The 19,010-nt window shown below is 66.2% G+C and carries 21 protein-coding genes; 14 read left to right on the top strand and 7 right to left on the bottom strand.

Annotated features, from left to right (window positions below; all coding sequences use genetic code 11):
* The first annotated feature begins 23 nt into the window (after positions 1–23).
* The 3 genes from CLU88_RS15955 (at position 24) to CLU88_RS15965 (ending at position 2,001) form a co-directional block, all read left to right on the top strand.
* On the top strand, positions 24–980 hold the full coding sequence (locus CLU88_RS15955; RefSeq protein ID WP_099657430.1) for a LysR family transcriptional regulator: 957 nt from the start codon (positions 24–26) through the stop codon (positions 978–980).
* 134 nt (positions 981–1,114) lie between these two features.
* Positions 1,115–1,573 (top strand): hypothetical protein, encoded by a 459-nt coding sequence (locus tag CLU88_RS15960; RefSeq protein ID WP_143226026.1) that lies wholly within the window; start codon positions 1,115–1,117, stop codon positions 1,571–1,573.
* Positions 1,570–2,001 carry a hypothetical protein gene (locus CLU88_RS15965; RefSeq protein WP_099657432.1) on the top strand — a complete coding sequence of 144 codons (432 nt, stop codon included), beginning with the start codon at positions 1,570–1,572 and terminating at the stop codon, positions 1,999–2,001. Before CLU88_RS15960 ends, CLU88_RS15965 begins: the two co-directional genes overlap by 4 nt.
* Positions 2,002–2,124: 123 nt before the next feature.
* Here the strand turns inward: CLU88_RS15965 and CLU88_RS15970 are convergent, their stop codons facing one another.
* Both CLU88_RS15970 and CLU88_RS15975 read right to left on the bottom strand, forming a co-directional pair.
* Positions 2,125–2,478, bottom strand: a complete 354-nt coding sequence (locus tag CLU88_RS15970) for a cupin domain-containing protein (protein WP_099657433.1) — start codon at positions 2,476–2,478, stop codon at positions 2,125–2,127.
* Positions 2,479–2,701: 223 nt separating this feature from the next.
* A complete protein-coding gene (locus CLU88_RS15975) occupies positions 2,702–3,844 on the bottom strand; it encodes a serine hydrolase (protein ID WP_099657434.1) in 1,143 nt (380 codons plus the stop codon).
* A gap of 303 nt (positions 3,845–4,147) precedes the next feature.
* Between CLU88_RS15975 and CLU88_RS15980 the strand changes: the two genes are divergently transcribed.
* The 3 genes from CLU88_RS15980 to CLU88_RS15990 all read left to right on the top strand — a co-directional run bounded on the left by CLU88_RS15980 (position 4,148) and on the right by CLU88_RS15990 (position 6,616).
* On the top strand, positions 4,148–4,879 hold the full coding sequence (locus tag CLU88_RS15980; protein ID WP_143226017.1) for a hypothetical protein: 732 nt from the start codon (positions 4,148–4,150) through the stop codon (positions 4,877–4,879).
* Positions 4,880–5,018: 139 nt separating this feature from the next.
* Complete coding sequence (locus CLU88_RS15985) at positions 5,019–6,104, top strand: hypothetical protein (RefSeq protein ID WP_099657435.1); 1,086 nt, start codon at positions 5,019–5,021, stop codon at positions 6,102–6,104.
* A gap of 116 nt (positions 6,105–6,220) precedes the next feature.
* Positions 6,221–6,616: a hypothetical protein gene (locus CLU88_RS15990; protein ID WP_143226027.1), complete on the top strand. Its 396-nt coding sequence runs from the start codon at positions 6,221–6,223 to the stop codon at positions 6,614–6,616.
* A 93-nt stretch (positions 6,617–6,709) separates the two neighbouring features.
* Here CLU88_RS15990 and CLU88_RS15995 read toward each other — a convergent pair whose 3' ends face one another.
* Positions 6,710–7,306 carry a shikimate kinase gene (locus tag CLU88_RS15995; RefSeq protein ID WP_099657437.1) on the bottom strand — a complete coding sequence of 199 codons (597 nt, stop codon included), beginning with the start codon at positions 7,304–7,306 and terminating at the stop codon, positions 6,710–6,712.
* Positions 7,307–7,454: 148 nt separating this feature from the next.
* Here CLU88_RS15995 and CLU88_RS16000 point away from each other — a divergent pair, with 148 nt between their 5' ends.
* Both CLU88_RS16000 and CLU88_RS16005 read left to right on the top strand, forming a co-directional pair.
* Positions 7,455–8,375, top strand: a complete 921-nt coding sequence (locus CLU88_RS16000; protein WP_099657438.1) for a YihY/virulence factor BrkB family protein — start codon at positions 7,455–7,457, stop codon at positions 8,373–8,375.
* A 121-nt stretch (positions 8,376–8,496) separates the two neighbouring features.
* Positions 8,497–9,366: a glycine zipper 2TM domain-containing protein gene (locus CLU88_RS16005; protein WP_233205503.1), complete on the top strand. Its 870-nt coding sequence runs from the start codon at positions 8,497–8,499 to the stop codon at positions 9,364–9,366.
* A gap of 69 nt (positions 9,367–9,435) precedes the next feature.
* Here CLU88_RS16005 and CLU88_RS16010 read toward each other — a convergent pair whose 3' ends face one another.
* Positions 9,436–10,209, bottom strand: a complete 774-nt coding sequence (locus CLU88_RS16010; RefSeq protein ID WP_099657439.1) for a ferredoxin--NADP reductase — start codon at positions 10,207–10,209, stop codon at positions 9,436–9,438.
* 209 nt (positions 10,210–10,418) lie between these two features.
* On the opposite strand from CLU88_RS16010, the gene CLU88_RS16015 reads away from it, so the two are divergent.
* From CLU88_RS16015 to CLU88_RS16030, 4 genes are all read left to right on the top strand, one after another.
* On the top strand, positions 10,419–11,627 hold the full coding sequence (locus CLU88_RS16015) for an ABC transporter substrate-binding protein (RefSeq protein WP_099657440.1): 1,209 nt from the start codon (positions 10,419–10,421) through the stop codon (positions 11,625–11,627).
* An 80-nt stretch (positions 11,628–11,707) separates the two neighbouring features.
* The gene (locus CLU88_RS16020; protein ID WP_099657441.1) at positions 11,708–13,627 is read left to right on the top strand and encodes an ABC transporter permease; all 1,920 of its coding nucleotides are present in this window, start codon (positions 11,708–11,710) and stop codon (positions 13,625–13,627) included.
* A complete protein-coding gene (locus tag CLU88_RS16025) occupies positions 13,620–14,396 on the top strand; it encodes an ABC transporter ATP-binding protein (protein WP_233205504.1) in 777 nt (258 codons plus the stop codon). Before CLU88_RS16020 ends, CLU88_RS16025 begins: the two co-directional genes overlap by 8 nt.
* Entirely contained in the window at positions 14,393–15,130 is a 738-nt protein-coding gene (locus CLU88_RS16030) for an ABC transporter ATP-binding protein (RefSeq protein ID WP_099657442.1), read from the top strand. The genes CLU88_RS16025 and CLU88_RS16030 overlap by 4 nt, the downstream gene beginning before the upstream one ends.
* Before the next feature lie 112 nt (positions 15,131–15,242).
* Here the strand turns inward: CLU88_RS16030 and CLU88_RS16035 are convergent, their stop codons facing one another.
* Genes CLU88_RS16035 through CLU88_RS16045 form a run of 3 tightly spaced genes read right to left on the bottom strand, consistent with a single transcriptional unit; the run spans position 15,243 to position 16,602 of the window.
* Positions 15,243–15,767: an EVE domain-containing protein gene (locus CLU88_RS16035; protein WP_099657443.1), complete on the bottom strand. Its 525-nt coding sequence runs from the start codon at positions 15,765–15,767 to the stop codon at positions 15,243–15,245.
* Between the two features lie 9 nt (positions 15,768–15,776).
* Positions 15,777–16,205 (bottom strand): VOC family protein, encoded by a 429-nt coding sequence (locus tag CLU88_RS16040; protein ID WP_099657444.1) that lies wholly within the window; start codon positions 16,203–16,205, stop codon positions 15,777–15,779.
* 19 nt (positions 16,206–16,224) lie between these two features.
* Entirely contained in the window at positions 16,225–16,602 is a 378-nt protein-coding gene (locus tag CLU88_RS16045; RefSeq protein WP_099658945.1) for a VOC family protein, read from the bottom strand.
* A 128-nt stretch (positions 16,603–16,730) separates the two neighbouring features.
* On the opposite strand from CLU88_RS16045, the gene CLU88_RS16050 reads away from it, so the two are divergent.
* Both CLU88_RS16050 and CLU88_RS16055 read left to right on the top strand, forming a co-directional pair.
* Positions 16,731–17,474, top strand: a complete 744-nt coding sequence (locus CLU88_RS16050) for an acyl-CoA dehydrogenase family protein (protein WP_255410666.1) — start codon at positions 16,731–16,733, stop codon at positions 17,472–17,474.
* A gap of 102 nt (positions 17,475–17,576) precedes the next feature.
* Positions 17,577–18,995: a PLP-dependent aminotransferase family protein gene (locus CLU88_RS16055; protein ID WP_099657446.1), complete on the top strand. Its 1,419-nt coding sequence runs from the start codon at positions 17,577–17,579 to the stop codon at positions 18,993–18,995.
* The last annotated feature ends 15 nt before the right edge of the window (positions 18,996–19,010 follow it).

The raw sequence follows: 19,010 nt of genomic DNA on the forward strand, positions 1-19,010 counted from the left end.
GTGTGCGCCTTGCCCCCGCCGCCATGGACCGTTTTGACGCCCTGCAGGCCTTTGCCCGCGTTGTGGAATCGGGCAGCTTCACCAAAGCCGCCCACACCTTGGGCATGGGCCGCACCACCGTGACCCAACTGGTGCAGCAACTCGAAGCCCGCCTGCGTGTGAAGCTGCTGCACCGCACCACGCGCAGCGTGCAGCTCACCGCCGACGGCGCCGCTTATTACCAGCGGGTGGTGCGCCTGCTGGCGGATCTGGAGGAGGCGGACGCCAGCCTCTCCAGCGCCGTGGCCGCGCCCCGGGGGCGGTTGCGGGTGGATGTGCCCAGCCCGCTGGCCAGCCTCGTTCTCATCCCCGCACTGCCCGCCTTCCATGCCCAATACCCTGATATCCAGCTGCACCTGGGCGTCAGCGACCGGGTGGTGGACATGGTGAGTGACAAGGTCGATTGCGTGGTGCGTGGCGGCACCCTCACCAACCCCTCGCTCATCGCGCGCCATGTGGGCGATCTGGTCTTGCGCGTCTATGCCGCCCCCAGCTACCTCCAGCTCCGTGGGGTGCCGCAGCACCCCACGGAGCTGGAGGGGCCGCACCACCACACGGTGGGCTTTGTGTGGGCCCGCACCGGCAAGCCCCTGCCCTTTGCCATGCGCCGGGGCCACGAGCAAGTGCAGGCCCAGGGGCGCTATGTGTGTGCGGTGGATGACGGCAATGCCTACCTGGCTGCAGGCCTGGCGGGCCTGGGGGTGCTGTGGCTGCCCGACTACATGGCACGCGCGCATGTGGAGGCTGGCGCCTTGAAGCCCTTGTTTGCCGATTGGCAAATGGAGGCGATGCCGATGTCCGTGGCCTATCCGCCGCACCGCCACGTCAGCGCCAAGCTGCGCGTCTTCATTGACTGGATCGCTGGGCTGATGGCGCAGCATGCGCCGATGCAGCGGGCGGTGGATGCGGCACCGGCCGTTTACAAACCCAAACAACCGTAACCGTTAGAACCCCGATTCTGTTGGTCCTCCGTGGTCCACTACGCCCGGCCCAAACACGGCGACTGCAGAGGCGGTCGCCGTGAATGCCCGTCAGAGGCGACAGTGGGCCATCAATCCACACGGAGGGAACTATTGTGTTCAAGCGAAAAGCCAGGCCACTGGCTGGGACGGCTGCGGCTGCAGTGGCTGTAGCGCTGCTGGCTGGTTGTGCCACGGGTTATCAGGGTTCGTCCAATGCGTTGATTGGAACGGGCACCTTTGGCTACCGGGAGGTCAAAGGGCCGGGAGAGCTCATCAAGGTCAGTTTTCATGGCAATTTATTGACCGAGAATGAGGCTGTGGGCCGTTACCTCGTGTACCGGTGCGCCGAGATCGCCCAGCGCGAAAACAAGGCCTATTTCGCCCTGTACCCCACGCTGCTGGCGGCAGCGTTGGACAAGCGCACCAGTAGCAACCTGCCGGTTACGTTCACTGCGCCCGCCCGCGCCTATGCGTACATCTTGTTCTTTAACGCGCCCGCGCAAGGCCTGATAAACACCAAAGAGGTGCTAGCCCGACTGGGGCCTGGCGTGAAGAAAGGGGTGACCCCATGAAGCGCGGTTGGTACATGGCGACGGTGTTGGCAGCGGGTTGGTTGGCGGGCTGTGCCTCGCTGCCCGAGTACCGGGCGGCGCCTGGAGCGCCCACAGCGCGTCTGAACATCCAGGGCGTCGGGGACAAACGTTTGTGCGTGGATGGTGCGCTGTACAAGCCCGCGAACGATGGTGATGGATATGCCCCCATCCCTGCGGGGCGCCGGGTGAAAATCAGCGTGTACTACAACGAGCAGCGCAACAACGTCGTGTTCCGTTGCGACGCACGCGTCAGCCTCGTGCCTGCCGCGGGCCAGAAGTACCTGGTGGACTTTGAACCCCACACCGAGCGTTGCTACCTCACGGTCTTGAAGGAAGATGCGTCCAAACGCGCCGGGGTGTCGGTGGAGCCCACATTGGCCGCCGCCTCAGCCTGCAAGGAGCCCTGAGTCCATGGCGCTTTGCGTGATGGGGATGCGATCGCTATGAAAATAAGAGCTGCTTGCGCTTTTTGGACAAGCGCTAGAGGTCAATTGGGTTGAAGCCTTCGCAGGCGCAGTGCGTGCTTGGCTTCAAGCCGCCACCCACACCTTGCGCACCGTCTCCAGGGTGCGCCACTGGCCCACGTAGCCGGGCTTCATGATGAAGCAGTCGCCCGCGCGGTAGGTGATGGGGGTGTGGCCGTCTTCGGTGATCTCGGCCACGCCGCTGAGGATGTAGCAAAACTCCCAGGTCTCCCCTTTGATGGAGCGGTTGGTGCCGGGCGTGGATTCAAAAACACCCGCGCGCACCTTGCCGTCCTTGGCGCTGTCGATGTCCCAGTTGCGGCAGACGATGTCGCCCTCAATGACGCGATCGGCAGGCGGGCGGGATTCGCGGGGCTCGCCCAGTTGGTCGAAGTGGAAGGTGACGAGTTTGCGGGTCATGGCAGGCCTTGCAGGGTGTGCAGTGTGGTGTGGGTTGACGCCCCCTGCACCCTGGGCCTGCGTGTGGCAACCCCTTGGGTGCGCAGGGGCACCGGATGGGATGAATGCTAGGCCCGACCGCCCTGGGGCGGGTGCCAAAGTGGTGGCCCGCCGTGGTGGCAAATGTGCGATGCAGGGGCCCTGGCAGCGCAAAGTGCTGCGGGGGCTTGCCCTGCCTTGCGGGCTACAGCGCGGCGTACACCAGCGTGGGAAACAGCTCGCACAGGTACTGCAGTTGCCCCGGTGCCTGCGTGAGCAGGATAGCGAACAGGTCCTCGGCCGGGTCCACAAAGAAGAAGGTGCCACCCATTCCACTCCAGCTGTAGTGCCCGGCGCTGCCGGGACGGGTGGCGTTGCCGGTGGCGGTGCGCACCGCCACGCCCAGGCCAAAGCCGTAGCCCTCGGGCAGGATGCCGCCTGCGCGGGGCAGGGCGCCGATATGGTCGGCAGCCATGAAGTCCACCGTGGCGCGGCTGGCCAGGCGCACGGGGCCTGCGCTGGTGTGCAGCGTGCCCCGCCCCAGCATCAACTGCAAGAAGCGGGCGTAGTCGCCAGCGGTGGAGACCAGGCCGCCCCCGGCCGACTCAAAACGGGGTGGTGCGTCCACATCGATGAGCGTCACGCCCGCGCCCGTCTGCGGGTCGTGGGCAAAGGGCTCGGCCAGGCGATGGCGGCTGGCGGCGGGTACCGAAAAGCCGGTGTCGTGCATGCCCAGGGGCTCCAGAATGCGCCGCTGCAGCACCTGGCCCAGCGGGGCGCCTTCGATCTGCTCAATCACCGCGCCCAGCACATCGGTGGCCCGGCTGTATTCCCAGCAGCTGCCGGGTGGGTGCAGCAGCGGCAGCGGGCCCAGAGCTGTTGCCAATTCTTGGTTGCTGTGCCTTCGCGAGCCCACGCGGGCGCTGCGGTACTGCTCGGCAATGGGGCCGGTGTCCCACGCGTAGCCCAGGCCTGCGGTGTGGCGCAGCAGGTCGTGCACCGTGGCCTCGCGCGCGACAGGGGCCAGGGCGCCGGTGGCGGGCTGGTACACCTGCTGCCCCTTGAAGGCGGGCAGGTAGTGCGACACAGGTTGCGCCAGCAGCAAGCGGCCTTCCTCCATCAGCATCAGCGCTGCCAGCGAGGCGATGGGCTTGGTCATCGAGTAAATGCGGAACACGGTGTCCAGCGCCATGGCGGGGCTGTCGGCGCCAGGGCGCTGCAGCCCTACGGCTTCGTGCAACACGGTGTGGCCCCGATGCTGCACCAGCGCCACCGCACCGGGCAGCAGGCCTTGGGCGACATCGCGTTCCAGAACGGCGCGCAGGCGCGCCAGTGCGGTGGGGTTCATGGGGCTCCCTGGGGTGTGTGTGGGGTGGGTGTGGCGGTGATTTTGCCTGGGGGTCTGGACGACCGCGGAACCGCTCGGCATAGGTGTTCTTCCCAGCTAGGGCGATTCCTAGCTGGGAATCGCCTGTATAGCTTTGGTGGGGCAAAGCCGATTCAATCGAGGCCATTGCAAAGGGTTGCCAACACATCAAGGCACCACCCTGCGCAATGGCCCCAGGCCCCAGTGCAACACCGGGTCCTGCGGGTCCAGGCAAGGACGATACCGATCACGGCCACAGAGCCAAACCAATTGAAGGAGTTGAACATGGGTGCAGCAGTAGGCGTAGTGGGTTCCGCATTGATGGGTGGTGGCGGCATGGGCGGCTTGCTCGGCGGAATCGGCTCCCAGTTCCTGGGCGGCATGGTCAGCGGGCTCTTGGGCGGCTCGGACATGGGCAAGACACTGGAAGGCTTCTCGCCCGTGAACATCCTCAACGCCACCACCAACTTGGTCAGCACCATCATGGGCGGCGGCGCCCAGCAGGCCACGCAAACCCTGCAGCGCGAAGACGGCATGCCCAAATTCCTGCAGGACGCCATCAGCCAGGCCATTGAGAAAGTGCTGCAAGACTGCCACAAGCCCAGCGAAGGCGCAGACGAAGCGATCTCGGACGCCGCAGGTGGGGGCATCCAAAGCGCAGTGGACGACATTGCCAAGCAAATCGTGGACAGCGTGCGCCGCCAGATGACGGAAGGCACCTCGGACATGGGCAAGGAATGCGGCGGCGGTGGCAAGACAGGTGCCAAGAGCTGGCTGCAGGCGATTGCACAGGCCATGGGAGAGGCCATGGGCAACAAGGCCTCCAAGATGGTGGAGCTGTCCAACAAGCTCAAGGAGAACTCGGGCGGCAGCGAACAAGACCAGGCCAAGGAGATGCAGGCGACGAATGCGGAGTTCCAGGCGGTGAGCCAGGAGTTCAAGCTGCTCACGGATGCGTTCAACACGGCGCTGAAGTCGCTGGGCGAAGGCATGAGCAGCATGGCGCGCAAGCAGTAAGGGGCGGTAAAGGGCAGCAGGGAGCTGGGCTGGGGCAGGCCATGCAGCCCGCTCCGGCCCCAGCCCCAGCCACTTCCTGGCAATCATCGCCAGTTGCAACAATGGAAACGGGCCGTTCTGCGGCCCGTCGCGCTTCACCATGCAAATCAATACCAACACCAGCACTTGGGCGTTTCCTGGCGGTGGCACGGCTGCAGCTGCGGCAGACTCCAGCGTGTCTCGGGGTGACACCCTTGTCGGCGGCAACACCTCGACGGCTGCACAGCCCGGCGTCCTGCTGGCGCAGGCCGATACCCACAACCCCAGCGCCAGCAGTCAGAACGGCAACAACGGCACCCCTGCGCAAAGTGCCAACACCACGCCGTTTTGGGGGGCTGGCACCGTGCCTGCCCCCAATGCTTTGACGGCGTTGCGGCAGGCCGAGCGCGACCGGACGGACCCGCTGCGCCTGGGGGTGAACGAGGTCTACCGCGACGCCATCACCTTGGCATCCGACCGCACGGGCTACCCGCGCGCTACGATTGCGGCGGTGATATCGGCCGAAGCCGGCCCGCTGCGCGGCAAGCGGCTGGACGAGGCCACCAACCAGCGCTTCTTCAACGAACTGCACCCGCAGCTCGACCCCAAAGCCAAGCTGGGCAAGGCCGATGCCGCCGAATGGAAGGCCGTGCGCCGTGAGCTGTCTGCCACCTGGGACCCGCAGAGCTACAACACCACCAGCAAGGCTGGGGGGCTGACGCAGTTTCTGGAAAGCACCTGGATCGAGTCGGCCACCAAGCCCGGCAGCTACGTCAATCAACAGGCCAAGTCCCTGGGGCTGGTGAACGACGCCAACCAGGTGGTGGACCGCGCTGGGCTGCTGGACCTGCGCTTTGACGCCACCACCTCGATCGTGGCTGCGGCTGAGCTGGACAAGGGCTACTTCACCCAGCTGAGCGCCCGCACCAAGGACGATGGCACCCCTCTGGTCCCTGCCGATCTGCCCGCAGATCAGAAGGCGCAGTACATCTACCTGGTGCACCACGAAGGGGCGGGCGGTGCGGCGCAAATCCTCAAAGGCACGCTGACCGATGCGCGTGCGGAAGGCTTGCTGCAAAACCATGTCGCCGATGCCGACAAGCGCCAATCGATGATCGACGCCCACGAAGGCAGTGCGGCCAAGGCCTATACCGCCTACCTGTGGCAGTACATTGAGCAACGCATCGTGCCCGCCAACTTCCGCTGAAATTTTTTGCCACCGCCATGACTTTGCCTGCTCGCCTTCACCTCCATTCGCGTTTTGTAGGGGCCGTGCGCAGCGTCGCGCGCGCTGGGGCTCGAAAGGTGTTGTTCGCCGCATTGGTGTCCGCCTTACCCGCCTGCTGGGCGCAGGCCCCGGCGCCCGCCCCGGCCGCCAGCGCTGCCTTGCCAGCCAGTCGGCTGGCGGCACAGTGGGATGGCCCGGCCCTGGTGGGGCAACTGCGGTTGCGGCTCATCGTGTTGGATGCGGAGCGTGGCACCGTGGCTGCTGCGCTCACGGTGGGCTCACCGCAGTGCAGCGGCGGCCTGGACAGCCTGGGGCAGTGGCAGCAAGGCACCTTGGTGCTCAAGCCCTACCGGCCTGAACCCGACGCCGCCGCCTGCGAAGTGCGGGTGCGCGTGGACGCCAACGGGCGCCAGGCCTGGGTGTCGGAGACGGGTTGTGGCGCCTACCGGGGCGCGGCCTGTGTGTTTGAGGGGCAGTTGCAAGCGCGGTAGGGGCATGCCATTTGCAGCGAATGTCTCATAAGAAAATAGCTGCTAGCGCTTACCAATAAAGCGCTAGCAGCTATTGTTTTTGTAGTGTCTGATTCAGGGCCCGTCGGAGTGCGGCCTGCCTGGCGGGGTTGGGGCATCTGGTGTGCCATGCGGCACTTGTGGCTCCTGGGCCCCCTGGGCCATCTCCAACTGCATCATGATCATGTTGACCAGGGTGTGCACGGTGGGTCGGCCAGTCTCGATGACGTAGGTGGCGGTGTCGCGGTACAGGGTGTCGCGCTGGGCGTACAGCTCGCGCAGGCGGTGCAGGGGGTTGCCCACCTGCAGCAGGGGGCGGGTGCGGTCGTGCTTGACGCGTTTGAAGATTTCTTCTGGCGAGGCGCGCAGGTACAGCACGTTGCCAAACTGGCGCAGCACCTCGCGGTTCTCGGGGCGCAGCACGGCACCGCCGCCAGTAGACAGCACCATGCCGCCGGCCTGGGCGGTGGTTTCGGCCAGCACCTGGGCTTCCAGGTCCCGAAAGCGGGCTTCGCCCTCGGTCTCGAAGAAATTGCGGATGCTGGTCTTCAGCACCAGTTCGAGCTGGTGGTCCAGGTCAATGAAGGGAACACCGAGCCGCTGGGCGAGCTGCTTGCCTACGGTGGATTTGCCCGAGCCGGGCATGCCGACCAGTGCACAGCGAACTTGCATAAATCTCCTGTCTTCCCCCAACTGAACTGGGGGGTGAGTTTACGGCCCCGGCAAGGGTGGGGCGCGGGCCGGCTTGTCGGCTTTGGCTGACGCGCGGCGCGGCGCTGCGCTGACAGCCGCCCGAATGGGGCTGGATTACCTTTGCCCGATGACTCCTGTTGAGCCCACCCAGGGCCGTCTTCATCCCACCGGGGCAGCGCCTTCCCCGCGCGTTCGCTCCTGGTTGGGCTGGGCGCACAGGGTGGCAGGGCTGTGGTCGGGGGCCGACGGCGCACGCATGAGTGCGGCAATGTCGTTCTATGGCGTGCTGAGCCTGGCCCCTTTGCTGGTGTTTTTGGTGGCGCTGCTGGGCTGGTGGCTGGACCGCGACCAGCTGGAGCACAGCCTGGTCGCGCAAATTGGCACGGTGCTGGGCGTGCAGGGCGCGGCCGTGGTGCAGCAGGCGCTGGCCAGCGCGCAGCAGCCCGCGCAGGGCGTGATGGCGTCGCTGCTGGCCCTGGGGGTGCTGTTGTTTGGCGCCACCGGGGTGTTTGGCGAGCTGCAGGCGGCGCTGCACCGGCTGTGGGCTTTGGAGCGGCCTGGGTCGGGCGCTGAGGCGCCCTGGTGGCAAGGGGTGTCGCTGCGTTTGCGTGGCGTGGCCTATGTGATGGCCTTTGGCTTCTTGCTGCTGGTGTCGCTGGCTGTGTCGGCGCTGCTCAATGTGCTGGCGGCCTGGGCGCAGACGTGGCGCTTGGTGGCGCCGGCCTTGCATCTGCTCAATGAACTGGCAGGTTTTGCCATTTGCGCAGCCCTGTTTGCCGGGCTGCTGCGCATGAGCACGGGGCCCAAACCCCAGCTGCGCTACCTGGTGCGAGGCGCGCTGTGCGGGGCCGTGCTGTTCACGGTGGGGCGCCACGGGCTGGCGCTGTACCTGTCGCAGGCGGCCGTCGTGTCAGCCTACGGGGCGGCTGGTTCGTTGGTGGTGGTGTTGATGTGGATTTACTTCTCGTCCGCGGTGCTGCTGCTGTCTGCCGCTTGCGCCCGGGCCTGGCAGGAGCTGGAAGGCCGCGCGTCCCATCCGCGTCCTTGAACAGCTTCTTACAACGCTTACCGGCCAGGGCCTGCATTCGGTGTCCAGGCTGTGTACCTTAGGCACATGCAAGTACGGCGGGGCACATCTGGCCCTGGCCAATGAAAGAAAAGGAAAAACGATGCACAAAGCAAACACACTCTCCGTGCAACCCGCTACCCCCATGGTGCTGCCCGGCGCGGCCGGTGCTCCCGGTGCCCTCAAGTGGATGTGGGTGGCCATTGGCGGCCTGGGCGCTTGCGTGGTGGCGCTGGCAACGGTGCTGGTGGTGCAGCACACCGGCACCTCCGGTGCAGAGGGGGCCTCTTCTGGCGCTCAGCCTGTCGCTTTGGCCGCAGCGCCTGGGGGGCTGACGGCGCCAGCGCTGGGCTCATCGCTGCAGCCACTGCCTGCCGGGCAGGGGGGGCCGGGCCTTCAGGCGGCCGGATTTACCGCTCCCTCAGCAGCTCCCGCCGCTGCGGCACCGATGGGCGGCCAGCCACGCCCGGTGGCACAGCAGGGTGGGGCGTGGCCCGAGCCTGCACCTAATGGCGCCATGGGCAATGCGGGCACCCCAGTGGCCCAGCGTTCTGTCAGCATCTGCAAAACCTGCGGTCAGGTCGAATCGGTACAGGCCATTGAACAGGCAGCGCCCGCCACGGGCGTAGGCGCCGTGGCCGGTGGTGTGCTGGGTGCGGTGGTGGGCAACCAGATCGGCAAGGGCAACGGCCGCACCGCTGCCACCGTGCTGGGGGCTGTGGGCGGCGGTTACGCAGGGCACCAGATTGAAAAGCGCACCCGCACCCAAACCACCTACCAAGTGCGCGTGCGCATGGAAGACGGCTCCAGCCGCGTTTTCACCCGCGCACAACCCCCAGCGGTGGGAACCCCCGTGGTGCTGCAGGGCAAGGGCTTTCGGGTGGCCGATGAACGCGCCATGCCGCAAGCGCAGCAACCCCAGCCGCAATACCAGACGGTGTCGCAGCCCGGCTACGTGGCCATGCAGCAGTGAGCTGGGCTCCACGTTGGCAAGAAAAAAGGGAGCCCTCGGGCTCCCTTTGTTTTGGCTGCAGCGTTTGGCTTACTTCTCGACGAAGGCCCGTTCCACCACAAAGTCACCAGGGGTGCTGGTGTTGCCTTCTTCAAAGTCGCGCTTTTCCAGCATGACCTTCAGGTCGTTCAGCATGGCGGGGCTGCCGCACAGCATCACGCGGTCGTTGATCGGGTCCAGCGGCGGCAGGCCGATGTTGGCGGGGAAGGTGCCGTTATCGATCAGGTCCGTGATTCGGCCCTGGTTGCGGAAGGGCTCGCGCGTCACGGTGGGGTAGTAGATCAGCTTGTCCCGCACGATGTCGCCCAGGAGTTCGTGGTTGGGCAACTCTTTTTCGAACAGGTCTTGGTAGGCCAGCTCGTTCACCTCACGCACGCCGTGCACCACGACCACTTTCTCAAAGCGCTCGTAGGTCTCGGGGTCGCGCACGATGGACAGCCAGGGGGCCAGGCCGGTGCCGGTGCCGATCAGGTACAGGTTCTTGCCGGGCAGCAGGTAGTCGATCAGCAGCGTGCCGGTGGGCTTTTTGCCCACGATGATGGTGTCGCCCACCTGGATGTTTTGCAGCTTGGAGGTCAGCGGGCCGTCTGGCACCTTGATCGACAGAAACTCCAGATGCTCTTCCCAGTTGGGGCTCGCAATAGAGTAGGCGCGCAGCAGGTTTTTACCGTCCACCTTCAGGCCAATCATGGTGAAATGGCCGTTAGAGAACCGCAAGGCGGGGTCGCGGGTGGTGGTGAAGCTGAACAGGCGATCGGTCCAGTGGTGAACAGTCAGAACGCGTTCTTCGAGAAAAGCACTCATGGTTTCTTGCAGAGATGAGAATCAGGGAGCGGCCGCCAGACACCGAGCGTTGGCGGAACAACAGAGCTTGGCTGGCGCGTACACAACAAGAACAGGTTCTGAGGGCCGAAGCGCCTTTGGCTAGCAGGCAAACCCGCCTATTGTCAGGCAATTGGGCGCGCGGGTACATTGTCGGCCCTCAAGCCTTTGATTCAAACGAAAGAAAAGTCATGCCCTTATGCACCGCTTTGCTCCGAACCTGGGCACCCCTGGTCGGGTTGGGCCTGTTGGCAGGCTCTGCGCTGGCGCAGGGCACCCTCAAAATCGGTGAAATCAACAGCTACAAGGCCCAGCCCGCGTTTCTGGAACCCTACAAAAAGGGCATGGAGCTGGCCGTGGAAGAGGTCAACGCAGCAGGCGGCATTGCTGGCCGCAAGATCGAGCTGATCGTGCGCGATGACAACGCCAACCCCGGCGACGCGGTGCGCGCTGCCGATGAGCTGCTCACCCGCGAGAAGGTGGATGTGCTCATGGGCAGCTTTCTGTCGCACATCGGCCTGGCGCTGACGGATTTTGCGCGGCAGAAAAAGGTGTTCTTCCTGGCCGCAGAGCCGCTCACCGACAAAATCGTGTGGGAAAACGGCAACCGCTACACCTACCGTCTGCGTGCCTCCACCTACATGCAGGTGGCCATGCTGGTGCCTGAGGCGGCTGCGCTCAAAAAGAAGCGCTGGGCCATCGTCTACCCCAATTACGAATACGGACAGTCGGCCGCCGCCACCTTCAAAAAGCTGCTCAAGCAGGCCCAGCCCGACGTGGAGTTTGTGGCCGAACAGGCCCCCCCGCTGGGCAAGGTGGATGCGGGCAGCGTGGTGCAGGCCCTGGGCGACGCCAAGCCCGATGCCGTGTTCAACGTGCTCTTCGGTGCAGATTTGGCGCGCTTTGTGCGCGAGGGCAACACGCGCGGCCTGTTCCAGGGGCGCGAAGTGGTCAGCCTGCTCACGGGCGAGCCCGAGTACCTGGACCCGCTCAAGAACGAAGCCCCCAACGGCTGGACCGTGACCGGCTACCCCTGGTACGGCATCACCACGCCGGAGCACCAGGCCTTTTTGAAGGCCTACCAGGCCAAGTTCAAAGACCACCCCCGCCTGGGCTCGGTGGTGGGCTATTCGGCGGTGCAATCGCTGGCTGCAGGCATGCGCAAGGCTGGCGGTGCCGATACCGAAAAACTCATCGCGGCGTTCAAGGGGCTCGAAGTGACCTCGCCCTTTGGCCGTATCCGTTACCGTCCAGAAGACAACCAGTCCACCATGGGCACATTTGTGGGCAAGACCCGCAACGATGGCGGCAAGGGCGTGATGGTGGATTTTCGGTACGCCGACGGCGCACGCTTTCAGCCCAGTGCCGAGGAAGTCAAGAAGCTGCGCCCGGCGGATTGAGGTCAACGGAAGCCGCCTGAGTGGCACCGCTCTGACCTGATCCACCCCCCTCGACTCGCCCTGCAACGGACCCCATCTTTGTGAGCTTCTCCGGTCTGGTCGTTCAACTGCTCAACGGGCTGGCCTCGGCCTCGTCGCTGTTTCTGGTGGCGGCGGGGCTGTCGCTCATCTTCGGGGTCATGCGCATCGTCAATTTTGCGCATGGCTCGTTCTTCATGCTCGGCATCTACCTGGCCTACACGCTGGTGGAGCGGCTCGCGCCTGCGCTGGGCTTTTGGCCCGCGCTGTTGCTGGCGCCTTTGGTCACGGGGTTGCTGGGGGCGGTGGTCGAGGTGGCGCTGCTGCGGCGCATTTACCGTGCGCCCGAGCTGTTTCAGCTGCTGGCCACGTTTGCGCTGGTGTTGGTCATCAAGGACGCCGTGCTGTGGGCCTGGGGGCCTGAAGAGCTGTTTGGCCCCCGCGCGCCAGGGCTGGAGGGTGCCGTCAGCATCTTGGGCCGCCAGTTCCCGGTGTATGACCTGTTCCTGATGGCCGTGGGCCCCGTGGTACTGGGCCTGCTGTGGCTGCTGCTGCACCGCACCCGCTGGGGCACGCTGGTGCGCGCCGCCACGCAAGACCGGGAGATGGTGAGCGCGTTGGGCGTCAACCAGGCCTGGCTGTTCACCTCGGTGTTTGCGCTGGGTGCCTTGCTGGCAGGGCTGGCCGGGGCGCTGCAGTTGCCGCGCGAGCCAGCCCATCTGGAGATGGATCTGCTCACCATCGGCGCGGCGTTTGTCGTGGTGGTGGTGGGCGGCATGGGCTCCATCACCGGCGCGCTGGTGGCGGCGGTGGTCATTGCCGAACTCAAGGCGCTGTGCATCTGGATCGGGCTGGTGGAGGTGGCGGGCGTGAGCCTGTCGCTGTCCAAGATGACGCTGGTGGTCGAATTTGTGGTGATGGCCGTGGTGCTGGTGTGGCGCCCCTGGGGCCTGCTGGGCCGCCCGCAAGCCACGGTGCGTGCGCTGGCCCAGGCCGAGGCCCCACTGCGCCCGGCCAGCGTGGGCCTGCGCCGCCTGGGCTGGGCCGCGCTGGCGTCGCTGGCGCTGGTGCCCCTGGCTGCGGGTGTGTGGCCCTACCTGCCCGTGTTGCTGGTCGATGTGCTGGTGGCCGCCCTGTTTGCCAGCAGCCTGCACTTCATCATGGGCCCGGCGGGCCTGCATTCGTTTGGCCATGCGGCCTACTTTGGTCTGGGGGCCTACGCTGCGGCCCTGCTGGTGCGCAGCGCCGGTGTGCCTATGGAGCTGGTGCTGCTGCTGGCCCCGCTGGCTGCAGGTTTGGGTGCGCTGCTGTACGGCTGGCTGTGCGTGCGCCTGTCGGGCGTGTACCTCACCATGCTCACGCTGGCCTTTGCGCAGATCACCTGGGCGCTGTGCTACCAGTGGGATGCCGTCACAGGCGGCAGCAACGGCCTCACGGGCGTGTGGCCGGCTGCATGGTTGGTGCATCCGCTGGCGTACTACGGCCTCACGCTTGCCGTGGTGGTGGCCGCCGTGCTGCTGCTGCGCCGCATGCTACTGGCCCCCTTTGGCCTGGCGCTGCGCGCCGCTCGCGATTCGGCCTTGCGGGCCGATGCGTTGGGTGTGGATGTGCGCCGCCTGCAGTGGGCGGCCTTTGGGGTGGCCGGGGTGATGGCGGGGCTGGCAGGGGCGCTGTATGTGTTCTCCAAAGGCAGCATCTCGCCCGAAGGGCTGTCGGTGGGCAAATCGGTCGATGGGCTGGTGATGGTGCTGCTGGGCGGTGTACAAACCCTGTCGGGCCCGCTGGTGGGTGCCGCCGTGTTCACCTGGCTGCACGACACGGTGGCCCGCAACACCGACTACTGGCGCGCCGTGCTGGGCGCCACCATGCTGGTGCTGGTGCTGCTGTTCCCGCAGGGGATTGCAGGCTTTGGTCAGCAATTAGCGCAGCGCTGGCAGGCCCGTAATGCAGGTTCTATAGATCAAAGGGGCTCGCGTGGATAAGACAGAGCCGCCCCTGCTGCAAGTCACCGGTCTCAGCCGCGCCTTTGGTGGCGTGCAGGCGGTTGACCAGGTCGGCTTTGACCTGGCTGCTGGCGAGATGCTGGCCCTCATCGGCCCCAACGGCGCGGGCAAGTCCACCACCTTCAACATGGTGGGCGGCCAGTTGCGGCCCGATGCGGGGCAGGTCCTGCTGGGCGGGGTCAACACCACCGGCCTGCCGCCGCGCGCCATCTGGCGCCACGGCGTGGGCCGCACCTTTCAGATCGCCGAGACCTTTGCCTCGCTGACCGTGCTGGAGAACGTGCAGATGGCCTTGCTGTCGGCCGACCGCCGCATTTACCGCTTCTGGCGCCCAGCGGGCCTGCACCGGCCTGCCGATGCCCTGGCCTTGCTAGAGCAGGTGGGTATGCAGGCCCAGGCCGACCGCCCCTGCAGCGCGCTGGCCTATGGTGATGTGAAGCGCGTGGAGCTGGCCATGGCACTGGCCCATGGCCCGCGCCTGTTGTTGATGGACGAGCCCACTGCTGGCATGGCCCCAGCCGAGCGACAGGCCCTGATGGCGCTGACCCGCCAAATCGCCCGCGAGCGCCGCATGGGCGTGCTGTTCACCGAGCACAGCATGGATGTGGTGTTTGGCCAAGCCGACCGCGTGCTGGTGCTGGTGCGCGGCCGCCTGCTGGCCGAGGGCACGCCCGAGCAGATCCAGGCCGATGCCCGCGTGCAGGAGGCTTACCTGGGCGCGGGCTTTGATGTGGGGGCGGCCGCATGACAGAAAACGCAACGGCGCCACTGCTGCAGGTGCGAGGCCTCAACGCCTGGTACGGCGCTGCGCAGATCCTGTTTGACGTGTCACTGCAGGTGGGGCGCGGTGAGGTGGTGGCCCTCATGGGCCGCAACGGCGCTGGCAAGTCCACCACGCTCAAGGCCCTCATGGGCATGGTGGCGCGGCGCGGCGGCGTGCAGTTTTTGGGGCAAGACATTGCGCGGCGCGAGCCGCACGACATTGCCCGCCTGGGCCTGGGCTATGTGCCCGAAGAGCGCCGCATCTTCACCGACCTGTCTGTGATGGACAACCTGGAAGTCGGCCGCCAGCCCCTGCGCCGCTGGCCCGACGGCACACCCGCCCCGGTGTGGACGCCCGAGAAGCTGTTTGCACTCTTCCCCAACCTGGGCGAAATGCCCCAGCGCCCCGGCGGGCGCATGAGTGGGGGCGAACAGCAAATGCTCACCGTGGCGCGCACCCTCATGGGCCAGCCGCTGCTAGTGCTGCTGGACGAGCCCTCCGAGGGGGTCGCCCCCCTCATCGTGCAGCAAATGGCCCGCACCATCCGCGCGCTCAAGGCGCAGGGCGTGAGCGTGCTGCTGAGCGAGCAGAACCTGCCTTTTGCCGAGGCCGTGGCCGACCGCGCTTACCTCATTGAGCAAGGCCAGATCGCCCACGAGGGCCGCATGGCCGAGCTGGTGGGCAACCCCGAGATTCGCAAAAGCTACCTGGGTGTTTAGATGCAGGGCTGTTGTGAGAGTCCTGCTTGAATGCGAAATATCCGTTCACGCTGAGCCTGTCTAAGCCTTGCGCAGCGCCTCGAAAGGCTCAGTGTGAACGGTGGACTGCGGTTCAGTCCGCTGTCTGAGGGCAATACAGACCCAGTACTGGCAGAGATGCGCCCATGGCCTCAGCGATCAGGCCCATGTCGTGGTCGCTGATGGCGAACAACCCAAAGCGAAACTTGCTGCCCCAACGCTGGCGATCGTCCACAAACTCAAAGTGGTCCAGCAGCGGCGCAATCGGTGCCTCGCGTGCGGGCAGGTAAGACACGTCCTTGCGATAAGGAAAAAATCCGCCACCCATGTCAAACGCATACGCATCACCCGGCAGCACCACGCCAATCGACACAAAGGCTTGCAACCGGTCGGCGCCGCCCATGGTCACGGTGGGGGCGTAGTAGGCCACGCGGTCTCCCGCCTGTACGCGCTTGAGTGGCGCAGACTTGCCGTGGCAGACCTGCATGAAACCTGCCTGCGGCTGGGCGCAGCCTCGGCGGGCGTGGGTGGCGCTGGCCACCGCAATCCAGTTGCGGCGCGCGCCTGAGAGGGATGTGGCTGCAGTCTGCGCAGCGGGCCACAGTGCTTGCTGCTTCATGCAACTGCTTCAGAACGTGACCTTGACCGATGGCGCACTGCGCTTCGCATCGCCATGGAAAACGGCCTCGATGTTGTTGCCGTCCGGGTCCAGCACGAACGCCGCGTAGTAGCCGGGGTGGTAGGGCCGCTCGCCCGGTGCCCCGTTGTCTTGCCCGCCGTGGGCCAACGCAGCCTGGTAGAACGCATGGACCATGTCACGGTCCTGCGCCTGGAAGGCCAGGTGGACCCGGCCCGTGAGGTGGCCCTGCGCAGCCACGCTGTCAGCGGTCGAGACAAACAGCTCGTCTGCCCAGAAATACTCTGCCGTGGCGCCGCCCATGGGCACGTTCAGGGCCTTGAAGGCCGCCGCGTAAAAGGCCTGGCTGGCCGCGAGATCGCGCACCACCAGCTGGACGTGATCGATCAGCCGGCCGCGGTGCAGTTCCTGGGTTTCCATGGCGTTGTCCTTTCAAAGGTCAGTTCAATGCGTGCAAGCCCACACGGTTGCCGTCCAGGTCATGGATGTGCGCAAAAAACCCCATGCCCGGGGGCAGCGCCTGGCGTGGCAATGCGATCTTGCCACCCTGTGCGACCACACGCTCCAGTGCTGCATCCAGCGAGGGCGATGCATCCAGGTACACCACTGTGCCTTGCCCGCTGGGCTGCGCAGCGGCGGTGCCCGTCATCAGCGCGCCGCCCACACCCGCGCCCTGGTTGTACGCAAACACTGCCAGCTCGCACTGCGGGCCCATTACCTCGCGCCGCATGCTCTGGCCCAGCACGGCTTCGTAAAAAGCCTGGGCGCGGTCGATGTGTGGGGTGGGGATTTCAAACCAGGTGATGGCGTTGTTCATGGGAACCTCCTTTGCGTCAAAGCGCGTGATGAAAAAGCTAAATCGCATGGTGCGGCTCCCCTGCTGACACCGCCATGTCAGCAGGCTCTCCATCCCGATGCCCTTGAAACGGGTTTTTGCGCAGGCTTTTGCATCCTGCCTGCTACGGTCCGTTTTGTGCGCCTCTGCCATGGCACAGCCCCGCCTGCTTACCGCACCATCGGCCCATGCAGTCTTCCAGCGCCTTTCACGTTGCCCATCCCCGGTCGTTGCGTGCCGCCATCCCGGTGGACTACCTGCGCTGCGCCGTGCCCACCCACATGGGTGGATTGGGGGGTGGGCCTGAAGAGCTGGGGCTGCTGATGCGCTCGCTGTGCGCCCAGTCGCTGTCGGCTGGGGTGCTGTTTTGGTGCCAGCGCACCGCCATCGAGTTTTTGGTGCAGTCCTTCAACGCGGCGCTGCGTGAGCACCTGCTGCCTGACCTGCTCAGCTTCCAGCGCGCAGCCACCACGCCCCTGTCGCTCGATGCCCCCGCGCTCACTGCGCAGGACGGTGCGCTCGGCCTGCGCCTCAGTGGCTGGGTGCAGTCGGTCGCCAATGCGCAGGCCGACGGGGTCTCGCTCATCGTGCCCGTGCACATGCCTGCACCCACGCCAGGTTCCGCTGGCTGGGCCGTGCTGCAAAGCGAGGAAGACGGCGTGCACCTGGAGCCCGGCACCCTGCTGCCCCACCTGCACAACACCTGCCCGGCCCGCGTGCGGGTCGATCAAGCCTTCTTTCGCGCTGACGAATGGCTGGGCGACAGCCGCCTGCTGCAACAGACCGAGCCCGTGCGGCTGGCGCTGGGCGTGCTGTACCAGTCGCTCATTGCCGCGCCTGAAACGCTGCTGTGAGCATGCGCCGCGCCTGGGCGCGTCACCGCGCATCGCGGCTCCTAGAATGTCCACAGCAGGCCGCGTCATCCTCCTGGGGCGCGGGCCGTGCGCTCCCTCACCATGACGCAATACGAGCAACTCGCTGACGAAATCCACGCCCTGATCCGATCGGGCTCGCTGCGCGTGGGCGACAAGCTGCCCTCGGTGCGTCTGTGCAGCGAGCGGCGCAAGATCAGCCAGTCCACCGTCTTCCAAGCCTACTACCTGCTCGAATCGCGCGGCGTGATCCAGGCGCGATCGCGCTCGGGCTACTACGTGCTGCCGCGCCTGCAAGAGCCACTGCAAGGGCCGGACACCTCGCGCCCATCGCTCACCTCCCACACCGTGGCCATCAACGACCTGGTGGTGGAGATCCTGAACCTCTCGCGCCGCAAAGACGTGGTGCCGCTGGGCTCGGCCTTCCCCGACCCAGCCCTGTTCCCGCTGGATCGGCTGGCCCGCTGCATGGGTACGGCCCTGCGCCGCCTGCCACCGCACAAACTCATCGAAGACCTCACCACCGGCCACCTGCGCCTGCGCCAGCAAATTGCGCAGCGCTACGCGGTGGATGGCGTGCGCGCCGAGGTGGACGAGATCGTCATCACCAACGGCGCCATGGATGCGCTCAACCTCAGCCTGCAAGCCGTCACCTCGCCGGGCGACCTCGTGCTGCTGGAGGCGCCAACGTTCTATGCCCCGCTGCAAGCCATTGAACGCCTGAAGCTGCGCGCCCTGCAGTTGCCCACCAGCGCCAGCGAAGGGGTGGACCTGGCTGCGCTCGAATCCGCCCTGGCCAGCGGTGAAGCCAAGGCCTGCTGGTTCATGCCCAACTTCCAAAACCCGCTGGGCGCGCTGATGCCCGAGCACCGCAAGCAAGCCCTGGCTGCCCTGCTGGCGCGCTACCAGGTGCCTCTGATCGAAGACGACGTGTACGGCGACCTGTACGCAGGCGCCCACAAGCCGCGCCCCATCAAGGCGTTTGACCCCGAAGGCTGGGTCATCCACTGCGCATCGTTCTCTAAAACCCTGGCCCCCGGCTACCGCGTGGGCTGGGTGGCCGCTGGGCGCTGGACGCGGGCCGTCGAACGCCTCAAGGTCATGAGCAGCCTCTCGGCCTCCGTGCCACCGCAGGCCGCGCTGTCTGATTACTTGGCCCAAGGCGGCTACGACCTGCACCTGCGCCGACTGCGCCAAACCCTGGCCCTGCAACGCGACGTGATGATCGACGCCATCGCCGAATCCTTCCCCGCAGGCACCCGCGTTACGCGTCCACAGGGTGGCTACTTCTTGTGGCTAGAGCTGGCCTCCCACATCGACGCCCTGGCCCTCATGCGCAAGGCGCTCCAAGCGGGCGTGAGCCTCATGCCCGGTCAGCTGTTTTCCGCCGACCAGCGCTTTGCGCACTGCATCCGCCTGAACTTCGCCGCAGCCCCCGCCCACGACATCACGCGGGCTACGCATGTGCTGGGTGGGTTGGTGCGAGGAATGGCGGCTGGGTAGGAGCAAAGCGGCTGA

The organism is Acidovorax sp. 56, assembly GCF_002749705.1.
Taxonomy (GTDB): Bacteria; Pseudomonadota; Gammaproteobacteria; order Burkholderiales; family Burkholderiaceae_C; genus Acidovorax.

What these genes read in the sequence shown, in the direction of transcription:
- CLU88_RS15955 (WP_099657430.1), top strand. Translation starts at nt 24, where the DNA reads ATGGACCGTTTTGACGCCCTGCAGGCCTTTGCCCGCGTTGTGGAATCG.
- CLU88_RS15965 (WP_099657432.1), top strand. Translation starts at nt 1,570, where the DNA reads ATGAAGCGCGGTTGGTACATGGCGACGGTGTTGGCAGCGGGTTGGTTG.
- CLU88_RS15970 (WP_099657433.1), bottom strand. Translation starts at nt 2,478, where the DNA reads ATGACCCGCAAACTCGTCACCTTCCACTTCGACCAACTGGGCGAGCCC.
- CLU88_RS15975 (WP_099657434.1), bottom strand. Translation starts at nt 3,844, where the DNA reads ATGAACCCCACCGCACTGGCGCGCCTGCGCGCCGTTCTGGAACGCGAT.
- CLU88_RS15980 (WP_143226017.1), top strand. Translation starts at nt 4,148, where the DNA reads ATGGGTGCAGCAGTAGGCGTAGTGGGTTCCGCATTGATGGGTGGTGGC.
- CLU88_RS15985 (WP_099657435.1), top strand. Translation starts at nt 5,019, where the DNA reads ATGCAAATCAATACCAACACCAGCACTTGGGCGTTTCCTGGCGGTGGC.
- CLU88_RS15995 (WP_099657437.1), bottom strand. Translation starts at nt 7,306, where the DNA reads ATGCAAGTTCGCTGTGCACTGGTCGGCATGCCCGGCTCGGGCAAATCC.
- CLU88_RS16000 (WP_099657438.1), top strand. Translation starts at nt 7,455, where the DNA reads ATGACTCCTGTTGAGCCCACCCAGGGCCGTCTTCATCCCACCGGGGCA.
- CLU88_RS16005 (WP_233205503.1), top strand. Translation starts at nt 8,497, where the DNA reads ATGCACAAAGCAAACACACTCTCCGTGCAACCCGCTACCCCCATGGTG.
- CLU88_RS16010 (WP_099657439.1), bottom strand. Translation starts at nt 10,209, where the DNA reads ATGAGTGCTTTTCTCGAAGAACGCGTTCTGACTGTTCACCACTGGACC.
- CLU88_RS16015 (WP_099657440.1), top strand. Translation starts at nt 10,419, where the DNA reads ATGCCCTTATGCACCGCTTTGCTCCGAACCTGGGCACCCCTGGTCGGG.
- CLU88_RS16030 (WP_099657442.1), top strand. Translation starts at nt 14,393, where the DNA reads ATGACAGAAAACGCAACGGCGCCACTGCTGCAGGTGCGAGGCCTCAAC.
- CLU88_RS16035 (WP_099657443.1), bottom strand. Translation starts at nt 15,767, where the DNA reads ATGAAGCAGCAAGCACTGTGGCCCGCTGCGCAGACTGCAGCCACATCC.
- CLU88_RS16040 (WP_099657444.1), bottom strand. Translation starts at nt 16,205, where the DNA reads ATGGAAACCCAGGAACTGCACCGCGGCCGGCTGATCGATCACGTCCAG.
- CLU88_RS16045 (WP_099658945.1), bottom strand. Translation starts at nt 16,602, where the DNA reads ATGAACAACGCCATCACCTGGTTTGAAATCCCCACCCCACACATCGAC.
- CLU88_RS16055 (WP_099657446.1), top strand. Translation starts at nt 17,577, where the DNA reads ATGACGCAATACGAGCAACTCGCTGACGAAATCCACGCCCTGATCCGA.